Source organism: Rhizobium tropici CIAT 899 (assembly GCF_000330885.1).
Classification (GTDB): Bacteria; Pseudomonadota; Alphaproteobacteria; order Rhizobiales; family Rhizobiaceae; genus Rhizobium; species Rhizobium tropici.
In genome coordinates this window covers 1,484,543-1,503,488 of the sequence record NC_020062.1, presented here as the reverse complement: position 1 = coordinate 1,503,488, position 18,946 = coordinate 1,484,543, and the positions used below count along the sequence as shown (strand labels likewise).

The 18,946-nt window shown below is 60.8% G+C and carries 19 protein-coding genes; 7 read left to right on the top strand and 12 right to left on the bottom strand.

The window, feature by feature from the left end; translation table 11 throughout:
- Nucleotides 1-16 precede the first annotated feature (16 nt).
- Complete coding sequence (locus RTCIAT899_RS29000) at nt 17-1,258, bottom strand: bifunctional cobalt-precorrin-7 (C(5))-methyltransferase/cobalt-precorrin-6B (C(15))-methyltransferase (protein WP_041678244.1); 1,242 nt, start codon at nt 1,256-1,258, stop codon at nt 17-19.
- Here RTCIAT899_RS29000 and RTCIAT899_RS28995 point away from each other — a divergent pair.
- A complete protein-coding gene (locus tag RTCIAT899_RS28995) occupies nt 1,242-2,012 on the top strand; it encodes a cobalt-precorrin-6A reductase (RefSeq protein WP_015343407.1) in 771 nt (256 codons plus the stop codon). The two genes, RTCIAT899_RS29000 and RTCIAT899_RS28995, sit on opposite strands and share 17 nt — an antisense overlap.
- Here RTCIAT899_RS28995 and RTCIAT899_RS28990 read toward each other — a convergent pair.
- From RTCIAT899_RS28990 to RTCIAT899_RS28965, 6 genes are all read right to left on the bottom strand, one after another.
- Nucleotides 1,976-2,740, bottom strand: a complete 765-nt coding sequence (locus RTCIAT899_RS28990; RefSeq protein WP_015343406.1) for a precorrin-3B C(17)-methyltransferase — start codon at nt 2,738-2,740, stop codon at nt 1,976-1,978. The two genes, RTCIAT899_RS28995 and RTCIAT899_RS28990, sit on opposite strands and share 37 nt — an antisense overlap.
- On the bottom strand, nt 2,737-3,474 hold the full coding sequence (locus RTCIAT899_RS28985; RefSeq protein WP_015343405.1) for a precorrin-2 C(20)-methyltransferase: 738 nt from the start codon (nt 3,472-3,474) through the stop codon (nt 2,737-2,739). Before RTCIAT899_RS28985 ends, RTCIAT899_RS28990 begins: the two co-directional genes overlap by 4 nt.
- A complete protein-coding gene (locus RTCIAT899_RS28980; protein ID WP_015343404.1) occupies nt 3,471-4,103 on the bottom strand; it encodes a precorrin-8X methylmutase in 633 nt (210 codons plus the stop codon). The genes RTCIAT899_RS28985 and RTCIAT899_RS28980 overlap by 4 nt, the downstream gene beginning before the upstream one ends.
- A 2-nt stretch (nt 4,104-4,105) precedes the next feature.
- Entirely contained in the window at nt 4,106-5,533 is a 1,428-nt protein-coding gene (gene cobG / locus RTCIAT899_RS28975; protein ID WP_135488215.1) for a precorrin-3B synthase, read from the bottom strand.
- A 58-nt stretch (nt 5,534-5,591) separates the two neighbouring features.
- A complete protein-coding gene (cobF, locus tag RTCIAT899_RS28970; RefSeq protein ID WP_041678462.1) occupies nt 5,592-6,368 on the bottom strand; it encodes a precorrin-6A synthase (deacetylating) in 777 nt (258 codons plus the stop codon).
- 63 nt (nt 6,369-6,431) lie between these two features.
- On the bottom strand, nt 6,432-7,268 hold the full coding sequence (locus RTCIAT899_RS28965; RefSeq protein WP_015343401.1) for an AraC family transcriptional regulator: 837 nt from the start codon (nt 7,266-7,268) through the stop codon (nt 6,432-6,434).
- Nucleotides 7,269-7,387: 119 nt separating this feature from the next.
- Here RTCIAT899_RS28965 and RTCIAT899_RS28960 point away from each other — a divergent pair, with 119 nt between their 5' ends.
- Nucleotides 7,388-8,584: an MFS transporter gene (locus RTCIAT899_RS28960; RefSeq protein ID WP_015343400.1), complete on the top strand. Its 1,197-nt coding sequence runs from the start codon at nt 7,388-7,390 to the stop codon at nt 8,582-8,584.
- Nucleotides 8,585-8,644: 60 nt separating this feature from the next.
- On the opposite strand, the gene RTCIAT899_RS28955 is transcribed toward RTCIAT899_RS28960, so the two are convergent.
- Both RTCIAT899_RS28955 and alr read right to left on the bottom strand, forming a co-directional pair.
- The gene (locus RTCIAT899_RS28955) at nt 8,645-9,895 is read right to left on the bottom strand and encodes a D-amino acid dehydrogenase (RefSeq protein ID WP_015343399.1); all 1,251 of its coding nucleotides are present in this window, start codon (nt 9,893-9,895) and stop codon (nt 8,645-8,647) included.
- Nucleotides 9,896-9,926: 31 nt separating this feature from the next.
- On the bottom strand, nt 9,927-11,060 hold the full coding sequence (alr, locus tag RTCIAT899_RS28950) for an alanine racemase (protein ID WP_041678243.1): 1,134 nt from the start codon (nt 11,058-11,060) through the stop codon (nt 9,927-9,929).
- A gap of 125 nt (nt 11,061-11,185) precedes the next feature.
- Between alr and RTCIAT899_RS28945 the strand changes: the two genes are divergently transcribed.
- The gene (locus tag RTCIAT899_RS28945; protein WP_015343397.1) at nt 11,186-11,650 is read left to right on the top strand and encodes an Lrp/AsnC family transcriptional regulator; all 465 of its coding nucleotides are present in this window, start codon (nt 11,186-11,188) and stop codon (nt 11,648-11,650) included.
- A gap of 29 nt (nt 11,651-11,679) precedes the next feature.
- Here the strand turns inward: RTCIAT899_RS28945 and RTCIAT899_RS28940 are convergent, their stop codons facing one another.
- On the bottom strand, nt 11,680-13,476 hold the full coding sequence (locus tag RTCIAT899_RS28940; RefSeq protein WP_041678242.1) for a PAS domain-containing sensor histidine kinase: 1,797 nt from the start codon (nt 13,474-13,476) through the stop codon (nt 11,680-11,682).
- Nucleotides 13,477-13,796: 320 nt separating this feature from the next.
- Nucleotides 13,797-14,846, bottom strand: coding sequence for an ornithine cyclodeaminase (locus RTCIAT899_RS28935; protein ID WP_015343395.1), 1,050 nt, complete (start codon nt 14,844-14,846; stop codon nt 13,797-13,799).
- Nucleotides 14,847-14,987: 141 nt separating this feature from the next.
- Between RTCIAT899_RS28935 and RTCIAT899_RS28930 the strand changes: the two genes are divergently transcribed.
- On the top strand, nt 14,988-15,425 hold the full coding sequence (locus RTCIAT899_RS28930) for an Lrp/AsnC family transcriptional regulator (protein WP_015343394.1): 438 nt from the start codon (nt 14,988-14,990) through the stop codon (nt 15,423-15,425).
- Between the two features lie 179 nt (nt 15,426-15,604).
- Here RTCIAT899_RS28930 and hutC read toward each other — a convergent pair whose 3' ends face one another.
- A complete protein-coding gene (gene hutC, locus RTCIAT899_RS28925) occupies nt 15,605-16,360 on the bottom strand; it encodes a histidine utilization repressor (protein ID WP_015343393.1) in 756 nt (251 codons plus the stop codon).
- Nucleotides 16,361-16,553: 193 nt separating this feature from the next.
- Between hutC and RTCIAT899_RS28920 the strand changes: the two genes are divergently transcribed.
- The 3 genes from RTCIAT899_RS28920 to RTCIAT899_RS28910 all read left to right on the top strand — a co-directional run bounded on the left by RTCIAT899_RS28920 (nt 16,554) and on the right by RTCIAT899_RS28910 (nt 18,935).
- The gene (locus RTCIAT899_RS28920) at nt 16,554-17,393 is read left to right on the top strand and encodes a transporter substrate-binding domain-containing protein (RefSeq protein ID WP_015343392.1); all 840 of its coding nucleotides are present in this window, start codon (nt 16,554-16,556) and stop codon (nt 17,391-17,393) included.
- Nucleotides 17,394-17,494: 101 nt separating this feature from the next.
- Nucleotides 17,495-18,220, top strand: a complete 726-nt coding sequence (locus RTCIAT899_RS28915) for an ABC transporter permease (RefSeq protein WP_041678241.1) — start codon at nt 17,495-17,497, stop codon at nt 18,218-18,220.
- 10 nt (nt 18,221-18,230) lie between these two features.
- Nucleotides 18,231-18,935: an ABC transporter permease gene (locus tag RTCIAT899_RS28910; protein ID WP_015343390.1), complete on the top strand. Its 705-nt coding sequence runs from the start codon at nt 18,231-18,233 to the stop codon at nt 18,933-18,935.
- Nucleotides 18,936-18,946: the final 11 nt, after the last annotated feature.

Below are 18,946 nucleotides of genomic sequence, written 5' to 3'. Positions count from 1 at the left end.
TCTACCTCATTCATCATTATGACTTGGTCCACGACCATTGCGTCACCGGCATGGCCGGCCGCCAGCCGGTCATGCGGCCGACAGGTGCGGCGCGCGCAATATCGATGCGGATCAGGGAGCCGCCGCGGCGTGCCTGCTCGGCCAGCAGAAGCGCTTCCATTTCCGTCGTGACGGCATTGGCGACCAGCCTGCCGCCGCTTTTCAATCGGTCGATGGCGGCCTCCAGCACGCCGGCATCGCTGCCGCCGCCGCCAATGAAGATCGCATCGGGTGCGGCGAGGCCAGCAAGCGCAGCCGGTGCCATGCCTTCGACAATCACCAGGCCCGGCACGCCGAAATTGCCAGCATTGCGACGGATGCGCGCCGTACGCTCGGGCGATGCCTCGATGGCAATGGCGCGCAGTGAGGGATCGGCCAGCATCCATTCGATGCCGATCGAACCGGAGCCGGCGCCGATATCCCAGAGCAGCTCACCAGAACGTGGCGCCAGCGCCGATAGCGTTATCGCACGGATCTCCCGCTTGGTGATCTGGCCGTCATGTTCGAAAAGCTCGTCGGGGAGGCCCGTACTCAGCGGCAAAATCCGCGCGCCGGCTTCCGCCTTGACCTCGACTGCGCAGATATTCAGATCGCTGATGCCGGATAGGGAAAAATCGGCCGCGCTCTGCCGAGAGATCTTTTCATGCGGGCCGCCTAGCGCTTCCAGAACCGTAAGCTCGGATGGGCCGAAGCCGGAACTTTGCAGCAGGGCCGCCAAATCGGCAGGGCCTTTGTCGTCGGATGTCAGCGCCAGGATCTTGCGGCCGGCATGCAGATGCGGTCGGATCAGATCGAGCGGCCGTCCGTGCAGCGAGAGAACCGTCGTCTCCTGCAAAGGCCAGCCGAGGCGCGAAGCGGCAAGGCTGAAGGAGGAGGGCGCCGGAATGACGGTCATTTCAGCGGCCGGAATGCTCCGCGAAAGTGTCGCGCCGACACCGTAGAAGAAGGGATCGCCTGACGCGAGAACCACCGTCGGCTTGCCGCGCCGGGCAAGCACCGCCTCGACGGATTTTTCGAATGGCGAAAGCCATGCTTGCGTTTCGCCTGATATCAGCGAGCTCATCAACTCGATATGGCGCGTCCCGCCGAAGACGACCGGCGATGAGGCGATCAGCCGCTTGGCTTCGTCGCCGAGACCGGCTGGACCGTCTTCGCCGATGCCGATAAGAGTGAGCCAGCGTTGAATTGAAGGTGTCTCAGCCATGGGCAAGGCCCGCATTCTGATCCTCGGCGGTACGACGGAGGCCCGTGCGCTGGCAACGGCCCTTGCCTCCCGAGCGGATCTCGAGCTCGTCCTGTCGCTTGCCGGCCGAACCACCGATCCGGCACCGCAGCCCGTTCCGGTACGCAGCGGCGGTTTCGGCGGCGCCGAGGGGCTTGCCCGCTATATCCGCGACGAAAAGATCGACCTGTTGATCGATGCCACACACCCCTTCGCAGCCCGCATCTCGGCCAATGCCGCAGCGGCTGCTGCTCAATGCCATGTGTCCGCTCTCGCGCTGCGCCGTCCGGCGTGGGTGCCGGTCGAAGGCGATGATTGGCTTTCCGTGCACAGCGTCTCGCAGGCTATCGCCGCCCTCGGCGAGGCGCCCTTGCGCGTTTTCCTCGCGACCGGCCGGCAGGAGGCGCATCAGGCGAACGCCGCGCCGCAGCACCATTATTGGGTCCGCAGCGTCGATCCCGTCGAACCGCCGCTGACGGTTCCGCACGTCAGCTACATTCATAGCCGGGGTCCGTTTCGCCTGGAGGACGAGCTGCAGATGCTGCGACAGCACCAGATCGAGGTGGTCGTCGCCAAAAACAGTGGTGGTGACGCGACCTATGGGAAGATCGAGGCCGCAAGGCAGCTTGGCATCAAGGTGATCATGGTCGAGCGCGCTGAGGCCGCCGGTCTGCCGGTGGTCGAAACGGTGGAGGCTGCGCTCGGTTGGATCGATCATTTCGCCTCTTCTTTGATGAAACGCGGCGTATAGACCAGATCCGGACGGCCTTCGCGGGCGATGATGCGCGTTTCGGCCGAGCCGATGATGACGCAGGTCGCCATGTCAGCTTGTGACGCCTCCGCATCTGCGAGCCGAGCCACCATCATGCGCTCGTCGGGGCGGCCGGCTGCCCGGCCGAAGATAACAGGTGTTGCATCGGGCAGTACAGCGCGCAGGATCTCGAAGGCCTTGCCGAGTTGCCAGGGGCGAGCCTTGCTGATCGGATTGTAGAGTGCGATCACGAAGCCCGCCTCGGCGACGGCGCGGAGACGACTCTCGATCAGCGGCCAGGGTTTCAGATTGTCCGATAGCGAGATGGCGCAAAAATCGTGCCCGAGAGGGGCGCCAATGCGCGCAGCGACTGCAAGCATGGCGGTGATGCCGGGCACGACGATAAGCTCTACTGTCCGCCATTCTGCCGGACCGTCATCGATCGCCTCGCAAACGGCAGCCGCCATGGCAAAGACGCCGGGATCGCCGCCAGAGACGACGCAGACATTGATGCCGGCTGACGTACGCTGCAGCGCCACCTTGGCGCGATCCAATTCCTCGCGATTGTCTGATGCCTGACGGATCTGGTCGTCGCGCAGGGTGAGGCGGTCGAGATAAGGACCGTAACCGTAAAATTCATGAGCGTCCGCGACCGCAGCCAGCGCCTCCGGCGTCGTCTGCTCAGGCTTGCCGGGGCCGGTACCGATGACATAGAGACGCCCGCTCATGGTCTGCTTTCCCAGCCAGGAACCAGCACGAGGGAGAAATAGGGCGCCTCGGCATCGTCGCGGCTGGCGAGCGGCGTCATGGCGCCGTTCGTCATCGTGCCGCGCTCGACATAGATCGCCTCCTCCAGCCGGCCGGCGGCATCGAGCGCGCGGCGGATTTTTGGCAGATTGCGGCCGACCTTCATGATGACGGCGGCCTGCGTATCGCCCAGGCGGCGAGTGAGCTCAGCCTCCGCCATCGTTCCCGGCAGCACGGAGAGAACGTCGTCTCCCTGCACCATCGGCAAGCCGGCGAGCGACCAGCAGCCGGACATGGCCGTCACGCCCGGAATGACCTCTGTGGGGAAGCGATCGGCAAGGCGCACATGCAGGTGCATGTAGGAACCGTAAAACAGCGGGTCGCCTTCGCTGAGCACGGCAACCGTCTTTCCTTCCCGCAGATGTGCCGCCACCATCTCGGCAGAAACGTCATAGAAAGCGGTGATCTGATCGATATAGTCCGGTTTGTCCTTATCGATCTCCGTCGTGACGGGATAGTAGAGCGGCAGCAGCGTCACATCCGCTTTCAGCAGGTCGCGGACAATGGCCTTTCCGTTGCCACCTCTGCCCTGTTTGGCAAAGTATGCGACGACATCGGCACGCTCCAAGGCTTTGACGGCCTTGACAGTCAGCAGTTCCGGATCGCCGGGGCCAGTGCCGACGCCAATCAGGCTTCCGATTGAAGGCGCGCTCATAGGCCCGGCCTCGCCAAAGCGTTAAGGGCGGCTGCCGTCATGGCACTGCCGCCAAGCCGGCCGCGCACGATGGCAAAGGGAACGCCGTAGGAATTCTCGGCCAGCGCATCCTTCGATTCTGCCGCGCCGACGAAGCCGACGGGCATGCCGATGATGGCCGCTGGCTTCGGCGCACCATCGCGCAGCATTTCCAGAAGGTGGAAGAGGGCGGTCGGCGCATTGCCGATGGCGACGACCGAGCCGGCAAGCCGCTCGGCCCATAGATGCATGGCGGCAGCCGAGCGCGTATTGCCGATGGTCTTGGCGATCTCAGCCGTGCGCGGATCCTGCAAGGTGCAGATCACTTCGTTGGCGGCGGGCAGGCGGGCGCGGGTCACGCCGCGGGCGACCATCTCCGCGTCGCAGAAAATCGGCGCGCCGTCAGTCAGCGCCTTGCGGGCGGATGCGACGAAATCGGGAGAGAAGAGAAAATGCTCTGCGGCTTCCACCAGTCCGCAGGCATGGATCATGCGGACGGCGACATCGGCCTCGGCTTCGGGAAAACGCTGGAGATCGGCTTCGCTGCGGATGATCGCGAAGGAGCGTTCATAGATCGCATCTCCCTCGCGGATATAGTCATAGTCAGGCATTTCTATCCCTGTCGTAAAGCCGTCGCGATTGCGTCCCGGCCGAGCCGTTTAAGACACTGCTGTGCCGATTCGCCAGCAGCTTTGTTGTTCCGTACCAGTTTGCCGAGCGCAGCCAGCGCCGATTTCAGGCCTTCCTTGTGGATGTAGGCCACGGGCTCCGCTGATGATGACCCATTTACGACAATAGCATAGCCCGTTGCAGCCCCGACAATGGTGAGCATTGCCGGAGACGGATGGGCGCAACCTTTCGTGCAGCCGGACAGATGTACTTTGAGCGAGCCGTCAAGCAGTTCGGGGCCTAAGTTGATGAGATCGGCGGCTGCTTGCCTTGTTGAATAGTGCGCGGAGGCGCATGCGCCGGCGCCGGAGCACGGGATTGCATAGTTGGCCGGATCGTCAGCGCGCGTCTGAAAGCCGCAATCAGCTGCTGCAGGCTGCATGCTTTCGACCCGATAACGCGGAAGGCCGAGCAGCAACAGGCTGTGTTCCGGTCCCGTCCGGATTTCACGAACGCCCGCCGCCTCGGCCAGTCCAAGAAAGCGGATGAGATCCTGGGCGTGGATTTGACCGAAGGCAGGGCGCAACCCGAGCGCGGAATGTTCGTCATCGAGCGGGATGACGCCCACAGGAGGGGCAGGCTGGATGGTTCCACGGAGGGGGAGGTTGGGAGAGGCGGGAAATTGTGCTTGCAGTACGGCGGCGTCCAGATCGCGGCCACGGGCGCGGGGGCCGATTGCGGCCAAGGTTTTCAGCAGCGTGATGACACCGGCAATCGCCTGTTCGTCCGGCAAAACGGCAAGCGGCGTGGCCGTCACCGCCGTTCCGGCGATCGCAAGCTCCCACAGTTGACTGCCATCTACAGCGTTGATCGCCTTCAAACGGATATCCGCGGAAATTTCATCGAGGATCACCCGGCCGCCGCCGTCGACGATGATGGCGAGCTTGGCAGCGAGCGCTGGCTTGGGATTTAGGGAATGGATGGCGTTTCGTAGCCGTTGAGTGAGCCCACGCGCATCGGCGATCTCCGACGGATCGACATCGCTGAGCGGCGGGACTTCGATCGCAACGCCGCTCTCCGGCACGATGCCGGCGCGGTCGATATCGGCGGCCAATCCCGGCATGCTTTGCGGCGTCATGCCGCGCAGCTGAAGATTGCCCCGTGCCGTGATCTCGATCAGACCGTTCCCATGCCTTTGAGCAGCCTCGGCCAGCGCGCGCACTTGAGCGACGGTGAGGCCCGGCGTTGATGGCCTCAGGCGTACGAGCAAGCCGTCGCCCGTCTGCATCGGCGCGCTCAGCGAGGGGCAGGCACCGCGAACCATGGAGGGCTGGGGCGACGCAACGCCATCCTCGGCGGCTCCCCTCTCAGAGAAGCACGCCTGGTCCTCTATTGTCTGCGTGTCGGCCGCAACCATAAAACTGCCCTTCATAAGGGACATTTCCTTGCACAAACCGGATCGGCGGGCAAACGATTTGGTATTCGGCACTTTATTCGAGATCGTCGAAATCCTGCCCCTTGCGCATGAGGTAGATATCCATGATCCATCCGTGCCTGGCGCGGGCTTCGGCGCGGGTCGCGAGAATGCGCTCGGAAACGTCGGCCAGCCTGCCGGCGATCGTGATCTCATCCTTGCTGCCGAGATAGGCTCCCCAATAGATATAGGCATCGGGGTCGTCGATCTTGCTGAAGGCCTGCTCGCCGTCGAGCATGACGACCGCCGTTTCGGCAATGCCCGGAAAGCTCTCGGCCAGCCGCCGGCCCGTCGTGATCTGCACCGGCTTGCCGACGAGGTTAAGTGGGATGCGATGGCTTGCTGTCAGCGCCTGGATGCTGGTAATGCCGGGAACAACGCTGTAGTCGAGAGCGATCTTACCGCGAGCGACGACACGCTGGAGGATACGCAGCGTGCTGTCGTAAAGGCCCGGATCGCCCCAGACGAGAAAGGCTGCACTCTCTCTTTCCGTCAGGTGTTCCAGAAACAGTCGTTCATAGGTCGCGGAAATCGCGTCATGCCACTCGTCGACGCTCTGTACATAGCTGCGGTCTGCTGTCTGGCGCGAGGGCACGTCATAACCAACGAAACGCGTGGCCGGATTGGTGACATAGCGCTCGCAGATCTCGCGCCTGACATCGGCAAGTTCCGTCTTGGCCGCGCCTTTGCTGGGAATGAGGATGATATTGGCCGCGTTCAGCGCATTGATCGCCTGCACGGTCAGATGTTCGGGATTTCCCGTGCCGATACCGACGATGTGAATATGCCGCATATGCTTGCCCTCGCTCTTCAGCGCTGTTTGCCGGAAGCGCTCGGCCATTTCAAGAGCAGACGTTCAAGCCGATTGCCGCTCAAACGTCCAGCGGCTGGCCATATAGCTGCGCGGCGAGGTGCCGAGCATGCGGCGGAACATCGTAGTGAAGGCGGCCACGCTCTCGTAGCCCGCTTCGAGCGCGACATTGGTGACGGGCTGACCCTCGGCGAGCTGCGGCAGGCAGGCAAAGACGCTCGCCTGCTGCCGCCATGTGGTGAAGCTGATGCCGGTTTCCTTGCGGAACTGTCGGGTGAAGGTGCGACGGCTTACTGAAAGCTTCTCGGCCCAATCGTCCAATCTGGCGTTGGGCGATGGAGTGGACAGATAGTCGCGGCAGAGCGCGGCCATCCGACGGTCGGACGGGAAGGGAAGGCCGAGGGGCCGTTCCGGCAGCGTCGCGATCTCCTCGACGAGAAGAGACAGGACCAGCCTTGCCTTTCGATGAGTGACCGGCGCCTCCCGCAGCCGAATGGCCTCCAATAGCAAGCTGCGGGCGAGCTCCGTCACTTCGACGACGCGCGGGGCCTCATCCTTCGGCGGCTGGCTGCGCGGCGTCACGTAAACGGATTTCATGCTGACGTCGCTCAGGATCTCGATCGAATGTTCCAGCCCGACGGGAATGAAAAGGGCATGACCGGGCGGCACCATCCAGCGGCCGCGCGCCGTCATGATGAGCGCGACGCCGGCGAAGATGCACAGCAGTTGCGTGCGGCGGTGGCGGTGCCACGGAACGGTATAGCCCTGCGGCGGCTCGGCGCTATGGACGAGGATATCCGCGGGCGAATCCTCCATCCAGCGCATGTTCTGCACATGATCGTCGGCGAGGGTTGCCAGCAACTGTTTCGAAAGCTTTTCCATTTTGGCCCAATCGAGAAACTATTGGACCAGAACACGAAAGAAGGACACACGCAAGCCGTGCTAAAGGCGGATCAAGTCATATGCTTGGCAAATCTGCCGGCACAGGAAGGATTACCCCGATGGTTGCGGAAGTCTTGGGCACGCAGGCCCGATATCAAAAGACGACGATGTCGGTCGTCATGGCCGTCAGCACGTGCCATCTGCTGAACGACACGATGCAGTCGCTTTTGACATCGCTCTACCCGATGTTCAGAGAGAATTATGCGCTCGATTTCGTGCAGATCGGCCTGCTGACGATGATGTTCCAGATCACCGCATCGCTGCTGCAGCCGGTGGTCGGTATCGTCACTGACAAATGGCCGATGCCCTATTCGCTGCCTGTGGGCATGGTAAGCACCTTTGCAGGCTTACTGCTGCTTGGCTATGCCGGCAGTTTCGGCGTTCTCCTGATCGCTGCAAGCTTGATCGGCTTCGGTTCGGCCGTCTTCCATCCGGAGGCTTCGCGCGTCGCCCGGCTGGCGTCGGGGGGACGCCATGGTCTGGCGCAGTCGCTATTCCAGCTCGGCGGCAATGCCGGTTCGGCAATCGGGCCGCTGATTGCCGCTTTCTTCGTCCTGCAGAACGGCCAAAAGAGCGTGGCCTGGCTTTCGGTGCTCGCGGTGATCGGGTTCATCGTTCTGAGCTGGGTCGGCAACTGGTTCATCAACCATCGCCGCCAGCAGTCGGCCCGTCCTGCACCGAGCCGGGCCTTGCCAATCGCACGCAGCAAGGCGATGTGGGCGCTTGCCATCCTCATCCTGCTGACCGCGACAAAGAATGTCTACATGGCGAGCATATCCAGCTATTTCACCTTCTACGTCATCGACAAGTTTCATCTCGATGTCCGCGATGCGCAGCTGATGCTGTTCCTCTTCCTCGGTTCGGTCGCCGTCGGCACGATCATGGGCGGGCCGGTGGGCGATCGTTTGGGTGCGCGTTTCGTGATCTGGTTCTCGATCCTCGGCGTCATCCCCTTTGCGCTGTTGATGCCCTATGCGAACCTGTTCTGGACCTGTGTCCTGACCGTCGTCATCGGTCTTGTGCTTGCCTCTGCCTTTCCGGCGATCGTGGTCTTTGCGCAAGAACTCATCCCCGGCCGCGTCGGGCTGATCGGCGGCATCTTCTTCGGCTTCGCCTTCGGTGCGGGTGGACTCGGGGCTGCGGCGCTCGGAGATTTTGCCGACACGCATGGCATCCCCTTCGTTTATACGCTCTGCTCGTATCTGCCGTTGTTGGGATTATTCACGATCTTCCTGCCACGAATTTCACGGCATTGATCGAAATCGGCGGGCAAGCAGTCCGCCTCTTTTCTGAAGCACTTATGCGCAAGCCGCTTGTCAGGCGTAGCGGCTGATGGCGAGATCGGTAGCGTCGATATCAGGCTTGCGGCCACTGACGAGATCGCTGATGACGCGCGCCGAGCCTGAACTCATGGTCCATCCGAGCGTGCCGTGTCCGGTATTGAGGTAAAGCCCCTTGATCTTCGTCGGTCCGATGACTGGTGTGCCATCCGGCGTCATCGGCCGCAGGCCCGACCAGAAGGATGCCTTTGCAACATCGCCGCCGGGGAAGAGATCGGTCACGGAATGCTCGAGCGTCTGGCGCCGGGCAAGGCCGAGATCGTTGGTATAGCCGGAAATCTCGGCCATTCCGCCGACTCGGATGCGATCGCCAAGCCGGGTGATGGCGATCTTGTAGGTTTCGTCCATGACGGTCGATTCCGGTGCGCGCGAGGCATCGGTGATCGGGATCGTCAGCGAGTAACCCTTGACCGGATAGACGGACAGGCTGATGCCGAGCGGCTTCAGCAAAAGCGGCGAATAGCTGCCGAGCGCGACGACGATCGCATCCGCGTCCACGCGGCCATGATCGGTCATGACGGCATGCACCTGCCCGCCCGGGACGTCGAGCCCTCTGATCGTCGTGCCGTACAGGAACCGGACGCCGAGTTCGATCGCCTTTGCCGCAAGTGCATTGGTGAATTTAAAGCAGTCGCCGGTCTCGTCCTTCGGCGTCAGCAGGCCACCGACGATCTTGCCGCGGACATGCCGGAGCGCTGGTTCGACGCGAATACAGCCATCGGGATCGAGCACCTCATACGGAATGCCGTCGGCTGCCAGGGCCTTGACGTCCTTGGCCGATGCATCGAGCTGCGCTTGCGTGCGGAAAAGCTGCAGCGTGCCCTGCATGCGTTCGTCATAGGCAATACCCGTCTCTTCACGAAGCTCAGCGAGCGAAATGCGGCTATAATCGGCAAGGCGCAGCATGCGGCTCTTGTTGATCGCGTAGCGTTCCGACGTGCAGTTCGACAGCATCTTGACGAGCCACGAGAGCATGGCGCCATCGACCTTCGGGCGCAGGATGAGGGGCGCATGGTGCATGAACAGCCACTTGATCGCCTTCATCGGAATGCCGGGGGCCGCCCAGGGCGAGCAGTAGCCGAAAGAGACTTCGCCGGCATTGGCAAAGCTCGTCTCCAGCGCCGGTCCCTGCTGCCGGTCGATGACCGTGACTTCGTGGCCCGCCTTGGCAAGCTGATAGGCTGACGTCACGCCGATGATGCCGGCACCCAGAACGACGACTTTCATGATGTCCTCAGAGACTTGAGAGATGGGAAGGTCAGCGATATTGACGGTGGAAGCGATGGCCGAGACTGGTCAGGATTTCGTAGGAAATCAAGCCGGCGTCGCGCGCAAGATCATCCACGGTCTGATGATCTCCAAGAACTTCCACCATGCTACCGAAAGAGAGCGCGCCTTCAGGTAAGGCGCTGATATCGATTGTCGCGCTGTCCATCGAGACGCGGCCGACGATCGGCAGGCGAACGCCGTTGTAATAGACCGCGCCGCGATCGCTGAGGCTGCGCGGCAGGCCATCGGCATAGCCGGCGGCGATCGTCGCGAGTCGGGTCCGGCCCTTCGTCACATGCACGCCGCCATAGCCGACCCGAGCGCCTTCCAAAACGGTTCGTGTCTGTACGACTGCGACATCGAGCCGAACGACGGCCTCCATGGGGTTGGCAACGCCACCGGTCGGAGCGCCGCCATAGAGGGCAATCCCGGGGCGCGCCAGTACGCCATGGAAATCTCCGCCAAGAAAGATACCGCCGGAGTTTGCGAACGAAACATCGTACTGCGGAAACTCCGCTGCGACACGGCGCATTTCGGCAAGCTGGTCGGCGTTTTGTTCGTTGCCGACCTCATCTGCGGAGGCAAGGTGGCTCATGATGAACAGGATATCGATGTCGTCGGATGTCTGCAGGTGAGTTGCAACCACGCCACGATCTTCCGGTGGAATGCCAAGGCGCGACATGCCGGTATCGAATTGCAGAACCGCCGGCAGCCTGCGCTGAAGAGAGCGTGCCGTCTGCGACCATTGCTGCAACTGATCGAGCGAATTGATGACAGGCACGATGCCGCCATCGGCGCAGGTAGCCTCGTTGCCGGGCAACAGGCCGTTCAGGACAAAAATCGCCGCATCGCCAGCGAGTTGCGGCCGCAGCCGCAGTGCCTCGATGAAATGGGCGACGAAAAAATGCCGGCACCCGCGCCCGTAGAGCGTTTTCGAGACTTGATTGGCACCGAGCCCATAGGAATCGGCCTTGACGACGGCAGCTGTTTTTGCCGGCGCAACGATGGCGGATAACTTATCGTAATTCCGGGATAGTGCGGCCAGATCGACCGTCAGATAGCCACATGCTCCACTATCCATCGCCAACTTTGGCGCCCGAGAATCCACAATACCGCCGTCCATGTCCGCCCTCGCTTCTTCAACGGCAGATTATTGAAAGGATCGTGAAATTGCTCGCCAAACAGTGATTGATTATTGTGTAATTGCAAAGATATTGAAATGATCTGCGAATTTTTGAAAGATTCCACATGGCCGCTCTCGATGCCATCGACCGCAATATTCTCCGCCTGCTTCGACTTGATGCCCGTGTCAGCAACGCGAAGCTGGCAAGCGAAGTGGGACTATCGCCATCGGCCTGCCTGCGGCGCATCAAATTGATGGAGCAGGCCGGGGTAATCCGCGGTTACACGGCGCTGGTGGACACATCGCAGGCGGAGGCATCGATCGCCGTCATCATCAACATCACGCTCGAGCGGCAGACGGAAGAGCATCTCGATCGTTTCGAGGCGGCGGTGCGCAAACATCCCGAGATCAAGGAATGCTTTTTGATGACGGGCGGCTCCGACTATCTGCTGCGTGTCGAAGTCGCCAATCCCGGCGACTTCGAACGTATCCATAAGGATATCCTGTCGACCATGCCGGGAGTGCTGCGAATCCATTCGAGCTTCTCGATCCGCAACGTGCTTGCGACGCGGCCGAAGGGGCTGCGTTGAGCCGATGTCGGCTCGGTGCGGGAAAGACCTTATTCCGCCGTTCCGCGATCCTGATCCCAGCCGATGCCGGCTGCAGCATCCACTTCGCAGATCAAGCCGCTTGGTTCGTAGCTGATTTGGACCTTGCCGTTCAATTCTGCCGCCAGCAGACTTTCTATCAGGCGGGAGCCGAAACCCCTGCGGGTCGGAGGTGTTACGGTTGGTCCTCCTGCTTCCTGCCACCGCAACTTGAGGCGTTCGGCCCCGCCGCTTTCCAGCGACCAAGTAATGGCAATGCGTCCATCAGGCACTGAAAGCGCGCCATATTTGGCCGCATTCGTTGCAAGCTCATGCAGCGCGAGCGATATGGAGACAACGGCCCGCGGCGCAAGCTTGATGGCAGGGCCGGAGATTTCGAACCGGTCTTTCGGATAGGGCGACAATGCCTGGGCTATGATTTCAGTCAATTCGGCTTGCTCCCATTTGCCATGGATCAGCAAATCGTGAGCACGCGCCATTGAGGAGAGCCTTGCCTCGAAGGTCTCGACGGATGTCTTGTCGACGTCATCTCTTCCCAATGTCTGGCGTGCAATGGCCATGACGGTTGCGAGCACATTCTTGACACGGTGATTGAGCTCGCCGACCAGCACGGTCTGCAGGCGCTCGGCCTCCTTCTTGGCGCTGATGTCATGGGCGGTCTTCGATGCCCCCACGATCCGGCCATAGACGTCATAGATCGGCGAAACGCTAAGGAGAACATCGACAAGCTCGCCGTTCTTGTTGCGCCGCTTGGTTTCGTAAGGCTCTACCTTTTGGCCCGAACGGATCCGCGCCAGAATCGCCGGCTCCTCGTCACTGCGGTCCTCCGGAACGAGCATCATCACGGACCGGCCGATGGCCTCTTCGGCCGATTGTCCATAAAGCCTTTCCGCGCCGCTATTCCAGCTTGTGATGATCATGTTGAGATCGATGCTGAGGATGGCGTCGTCCGATGAGGCGACAATCGCCGCCAATTGCCGCTCTACCTCCTGTGCACGCTTGCGTTCACTGATATCGGTGACGATCGCGGCGGTCCGCTGGATGCGTCCCGAGCTGTCTTTCAAACCGGAAACGGAGTTTGCAACCCAGACGAGGCTGCCATCCTTGCGAATAAAGCGCTTTTCGATCTCGAAGCTTTCTCCCGTCGTCATCATCATTTCGAACAGGCGGGTATTCTCATGCAGATCGTCCGGATAGGTAATGTCATAGGTCCGCATGCCGAGGAGTTCGCGTTCCGAATAGCCGACAATCTCGCAGAAGCGCTCGTTCACCAGGACGAAACGGCCATCGAGTTCGCATTGGGCAAACCCTGTCGCCGATTGCGAGATGACGGCGCGAAACAGCTCTTCGCTTTCACGCAACGCCCGCTCCGTTCGAACCCGTTCCGTGGTTTCGTTGACGATGCAGAAGACACCCAGTGCGCTGCCGTCCGCATCACGGACGGGCGAATAGGAAATGTCGAAGTAAACCGTTTCGGGATAGCCGTAGCGCTCGATGTAGAAAGGCCGGTCCTTGGCAACGATCGCGTTGCCATCATGAAGGACGGAGCGAAGGAGCGGTTCGAGGTCGCTCCAGAGTTCGGCCCAGTTTTCTCGCGCAGGCCGGCCGAGTGCGCGAGGATGCTTGTCACCTATCGTCGGCGCATAGGCGTCGTTGTAAAGTGCAATGAAGTCCTCGCCCCAGAACATAACGATCTGAGCTTGGGCGGGGAGCATGATATCGACGGCAGCTGTAAGGCATGCGGGCCATTCCGACCTAGGCCCAAGACTAGTGGCTGCCCAATCGAAGCCGGAGATAAGATCAGCCATCTCGTTCGTTTGTCTTACCAGTTCGGGCACGATGTTCAGAATGCATCCTCTCGTTAGCGACTGGAGTTCGCAAGAATTGCCGGGTCTCCCCGATGCTTGCGAATTCATAGCATATACTCCGCTACGAAGTGCAGAAAGAAAACCGCTGATTTCGATGTATTTCAAGTCACATAAGTGATTGTCCGCTTGCCAGCTCTTCCGCCAACTTTAAGCAGTTGACGATGAGAGCGGATTGTATTGATCCGATATCCCATGATGAGATTCCCCCTCGCATCGCGGAGGGAGATCAGATCATTTTCGCGCTCTTTCCGTGAGTTGTCTCAGGCTGCCCGCAGCAGCATGCCGAAGAGGTCGCGCGGATCGTCTGGATCGGCGATGATGTCGAGCTTTTGGAAATAGTCCGTGCCGGCCAGCTTTTCGCGGACATAGCGCAGAGCGGAAAAATCCTCGATCGCGAAGCCGACGCTGTCGAAGAGCGTGATTTGCCCGTCGCTGCTGCGGCCCGGCGCCCGGCCGCTGACGACCTGCCAGAGTTCGGTGACCGGATAGTCCGCGCCCATCTGCTGGATTTCGCCCTCGATGCGTGTCTGCGGCGGATATTCAACGAAGGTGTCGGAGCGCAGCAGGATGTCGCGGTGGAGCTCCGTCTTGCCCGGGCAATCGCCACCGATGGCGTTGATGTGGACGCCGGCGCCGACCATGTTGTCCGTCAAAATGGTCGCGAATTGCTTGTCGGCCGTGCACGTCGTGATGATATCGGCACCTTCGATGGCAGCCTGAGCCGAGGTGCAGGGCACCAGACGCAGGCCTGTTCTGGCGAGATTGCGGACGGTCTTTTCGGTTGCTCTCGGATCAATGTCGTAGAGGCGGACTTCCTCGATGCCGAGGACCGCCTTCATTGCCAGCGCCTGGAATTCCGCCTGTGCGCCATTGCCGATCAGGGTGAGGCGCCGCGAATTGGCCGGCGCCAGATGTTTGGCCGCCATCGCCGAGGTGGCAGCGGTGCGCAGCGCCGTCAGCAGCGTCATTTCGGTCAAAAGCACCGGATATCCGGTCGAGACTTCTGCAAGCAGGCCGAAGGCGGTCACGGTCTGCAGTCCCTGCGCCATGTTCTTCGGATGGCCGTTGACATATTTGAAGCTGTAGACGGCGCCATCCGAGGTGGGCATCAGCTCGATGACGCCGTCATGCGAATGGGAAGCTACGCGGGGCGTCTTGTCGAAGAGGTCCCAGCGGCGGAAATCCGCTTCGATGGCGTCCGTGAGTTCGATGAGCACGGTTTCGATGCCGATGTGATGGACAAGCCGCATCATGTTCTCGACGCTGACGAAGGGAATGAAAGCTCTTTCCGATGGGAGCGGTGCGGACATTCTCGTATCCTCGATGAAAATCATTTCCCTAGGGTATCAAGCGGATCGATTGACTGAAATCGCAAAACTGTGTCAGTTCTGGTATGGGTTTATACAAATTGCCCAGGATTTTTGACAGATTAGATAAGATCAGGATCTGCGATGACGCTTGCCAAGTATATTCCCGATGATCTCGACCGGCGTATCATCGCTCATCTGCGTGCCGACGGGCGGGCTTCGCTCTCCAAACTGTCCGACGTTCTGGGCGTCGCGCGTGGCACGGTGCAGAACAGGCTGGACCGGCTGATAGAGACCGGCACGCTGCTTGGCTTCACCGTGAGGGTCCGCGAAGACTATGAGGAGCAGACCGTGCATGCCGTCATGATGATCGAAGTCGTGGGGAAATCGACGACGCAGGTCATCCGCAAGCTGCGCGGCCTGCCCGAAATTTACTCACTGCATACGACGAACGGCAATTGGGATCTCGTCGCCAATATCCGAGCGACCAGCCTGTCCGACTTCGACCGCGTCTTGCGCGAGGTGCGGATGATCGATGGTGTCGCAAACAGCGAGACCAGCCTTTTGCTGAGCAGTCTCTGAAGGCCATCATTGACGGCTATCGCAGACCTTGCAAAAGCATCGGACCCGCTTTTGGGCACGCTATTATGGAATGCACCCGCAGCTATCGTAATGTGCCGACAGCATATCAGGCCATTCGACCCCGCTTTTATCCCTTGCGCTTTTTCAGAACGCGTGGATGTCATATGTTCCATATACAACTAGCGCTCGGATGGTTTGCCGCTTTGGCTCTCCAGCCGATAGCGATGTCCCGGATAAACCAGCCGCGCCGTGGACACGATGCCGCGCGCCGACCATGTGCGCCTCCAGATCGTCAGGCAGGGTTCGGTCTTCAGGATCGTCAGCAGCTTGCATTCCCAGGCTTGCGGCATGACGGCTTCGACGACATGTTCCGAGCCGCTGAGCGGGGCAACGGCCGAGAGATAGGCATTCGGCGTCATGTCGGTAAAATCCTGCTGCAGGTAATCGGGCGCGGCGTCCGGATGGACATGCCGGTCTTCGATCTGTACCGGCACGCCGTTCTCGCTATGCACGATCAGCGAATGAAAAGCCGGCGATCCGATGCCGAGTTCCAGTGCATCGGCTACGTCGGGCGAGGCGGCTTCCTGGGCCAGCACAATCACAGTTGCCTGATGAGAATGGCCGCGTTCGGCGATTTCCTCGGCGATGTTGCGGACCTCGAAGAGGGCAGAGGCTCCTTTGCGCTCGGCGACGAAGGAGCCGACACCCTGGATGCGGACGAGTTCGCCTTCATTGGCCAGTTCTCGCAGCGCACGATTGGCCGTCATCTTGCTGACGCCAAGCTCGACCACCAATTCGTTTTCGGAGGGAACGCGATATTTCGGCGGCCACTCACCGCTATGAATGCGGTCGAGTATCATCTGCTTGACGCCGGCATAGAGAGGTGCGGTATCATTTTCCGCCAGTTCGCGTTTCATCTCGCCGGAACGCTTCATTGCCTATTCCCTTTGCACCGCGTGAATCTGCCTCGAAAACAACTTTCCCACTTGCATATCATAAATTATCTCATATGGTACCCTATACAACCTCGCAATCAATCCTAAAAATTAATTGGGAAAGCGGGCAAGCCGGCGAAGATCGGTAGGAAGTGCTGCAAAGCCTGTTTCAACCTCAGAGGAGCTCAATACGATGAAATTCAGTGCAATTCTCTTATCAGGCGTCGTAGCTGCCGCCGCTTTTGCCGCGCCGGCATTCGCCAAGGACTGGAAGACGGCAACGATTACCCTGGAAGGTGCCTACGCGCCGTGGAACATGACGAACGCCGACGGCACGCTCGGCGGGTTCGAGCCGGAGCTTGCCAAGGTTCTGTGCGAACGAGCCAAGATCGATTGCAAGCTCGTTGCTTCCGACTGGGACGGCATGATCCCGGCGTTGAACGCCGGCAAGTTCGACGTCATCATGGATGCGCTGTCGATCACGGACGAGCGCAAGCAGGTCATCGGCTTCACCATTCCTTACGCCGCGACGCCCGCTGCCTTTGCGACCGCCAAGGACAGCCCGCTTGCCAAGGCTGCAGGCACCGGCACCACGATCAAGATGACCCCCGGCCAGACCGGCGTCAAGGAAATCGACGTGTTGAAGGAAGCCTTCAAGGGCAAGACGATCGGCATCCAGGCTGCAACCGTTTATGCCAAGTTCGTCTATGACAATTTCGGCTCGATCGCCACGATCCGCGAATACAAGACCGGCGCCGACCGCGATCTCGATCTGCAGAACGGCCGTATCGATCTCGGCTTCGATGACGCCGTCTACTTCGCGAACGCCTTTGCCAGCGCCAATGATTCGCTCGCCTTCACCGGCCCGGAAATCGCCGGCTCCATCTGGGGCGAAGGCGAAGGCCTCGGCATCCGCCAAGCCGATACCGATCTGCGCGACAAGTTCAATGAGGCGATCAAGTCTGCGCTTGCCGACGGTACCATCAAGACCCTGTCGATGAAGTGGTTCAAGGTCGACGTCAGCCCGAATTGATGAGTGCGGCCTTTGGGTCGTTTTCATCGGTCTCCGGCTTTGCGGCCGGAGACCATATGATATCCTGACGCCTGAAACTGCCACGGACGGGGATTGGATCTATGGCAAGCTTGCAATTGCTGGGCTTCGGCTCGAACGGGTGGGGCGCGCTGCTGCTTGTTGCCGCCTTGATGACGCTTGCCGTCACGGCAACCGCCTTGGCCATCGGCGCCGTTCTGGGCGCGGTCATTGCCTTCGCGAAACTTTCCGGAAGCCTGGTGCTGAAGACGCTCGGCAATATCTACACGACAGTCTTTCGCGGCGTTCCCGAGCTTCTGATCATCTATCTGATCTATTTCGGCGGCTCGTCAGCGGTAACGTCCATCGGCAAATGGCTGGGCTATGAAGGCTTTCTCGGCCTGCCGTCCTTTGCCGCGGGTGCTCTTGCCGTCGGCATCATTTCCGGCGCCTATCAGGCCGAGGTTTTCCGCGGCGCCTATCTTGCCATTTCCAAGGGCGAGCTGGAGGCCGCGTCTGCCATAGGCATGCATCGCGGTCTGCGCCTGCGCCGCATCATCATTCCGCAGGTCTTCCGCTTTGCCATTCCCGGGCTCGGCAATGTGTGGCAGCTCAGCCTCAAGGATTCCGCTTTGATTTCCGTGACCGGCCTTGCGGAGCTGATGCGCACCAGCCAGGTCGCAGCCGGCTCTACCCGTCAATATTTCCTCTTCTTCATCGCCGGCGGCATTCTCTATCTGGTCCTGACCAGCCTGTCGGACCGCATCTTCAACAAAGCCGAACGTCACGCCAATCGCAGCATGCCGGCTGCGACCATCGGCCAGGCTTGAGGAGGACGGTATGGATTTCGTTTTTCTTTCGAGCACGATGGTCACGCTGCTGAAGGCAGTGCCGATGACGCTGCTGCTCTTCTCCCTGTCGATCCTCTGTGGCGGCCTTCTCGCTCTCGTCATCGTCGCCATGCGCGTCAGCGGCAATCCGATCCTGTCCGGCTTTGCCAAGGGTTACATCTTCGTGTTTCGCGGCTCGCCGCTGCTGATCCAGATGTTCCTGGTCTTCTATGGCTTGGCGCAATTCTCGATCATCCGCTATTCGTTCCTCTGGCCGTTCCTGCGCGAGCCCGTCGTTTGCGCGATCCTGTCGTTGGCGCTCTGCACCGCCGGCTATTCGGCCGAGATCTTTCGCGGCGGCATCCGTGCCGTTTCGCCGAAGGAGATCGAAGCCGCGCGTTCGATCGGCATGTCCGGCTTCCTGCTCGTGCGCCGCATCATAGCGCCGATCGCCTTTAGGCATGCGCTGCCGGCCTATTCGACCGAGATCGTGCTGATGATGAAGTCGACGGCGCTCGCAAGCCTCGTCACGGTCTGGGAGGTCACAGGTGTCGCCCAGCGGCTGATTTCGCAGACCTACCGCACGATGGAAGTCTTCATCTGTGCCGCGATCATCTACCTCGTGCTGAATTTCATCATTCTGCAGGCCATGGCCCTGCTGGAATATTCTCTGTCCCGCCATCGCCGCGCGATACCGCCGGCGCTGAAGGCCTAAAGCTTACTGGA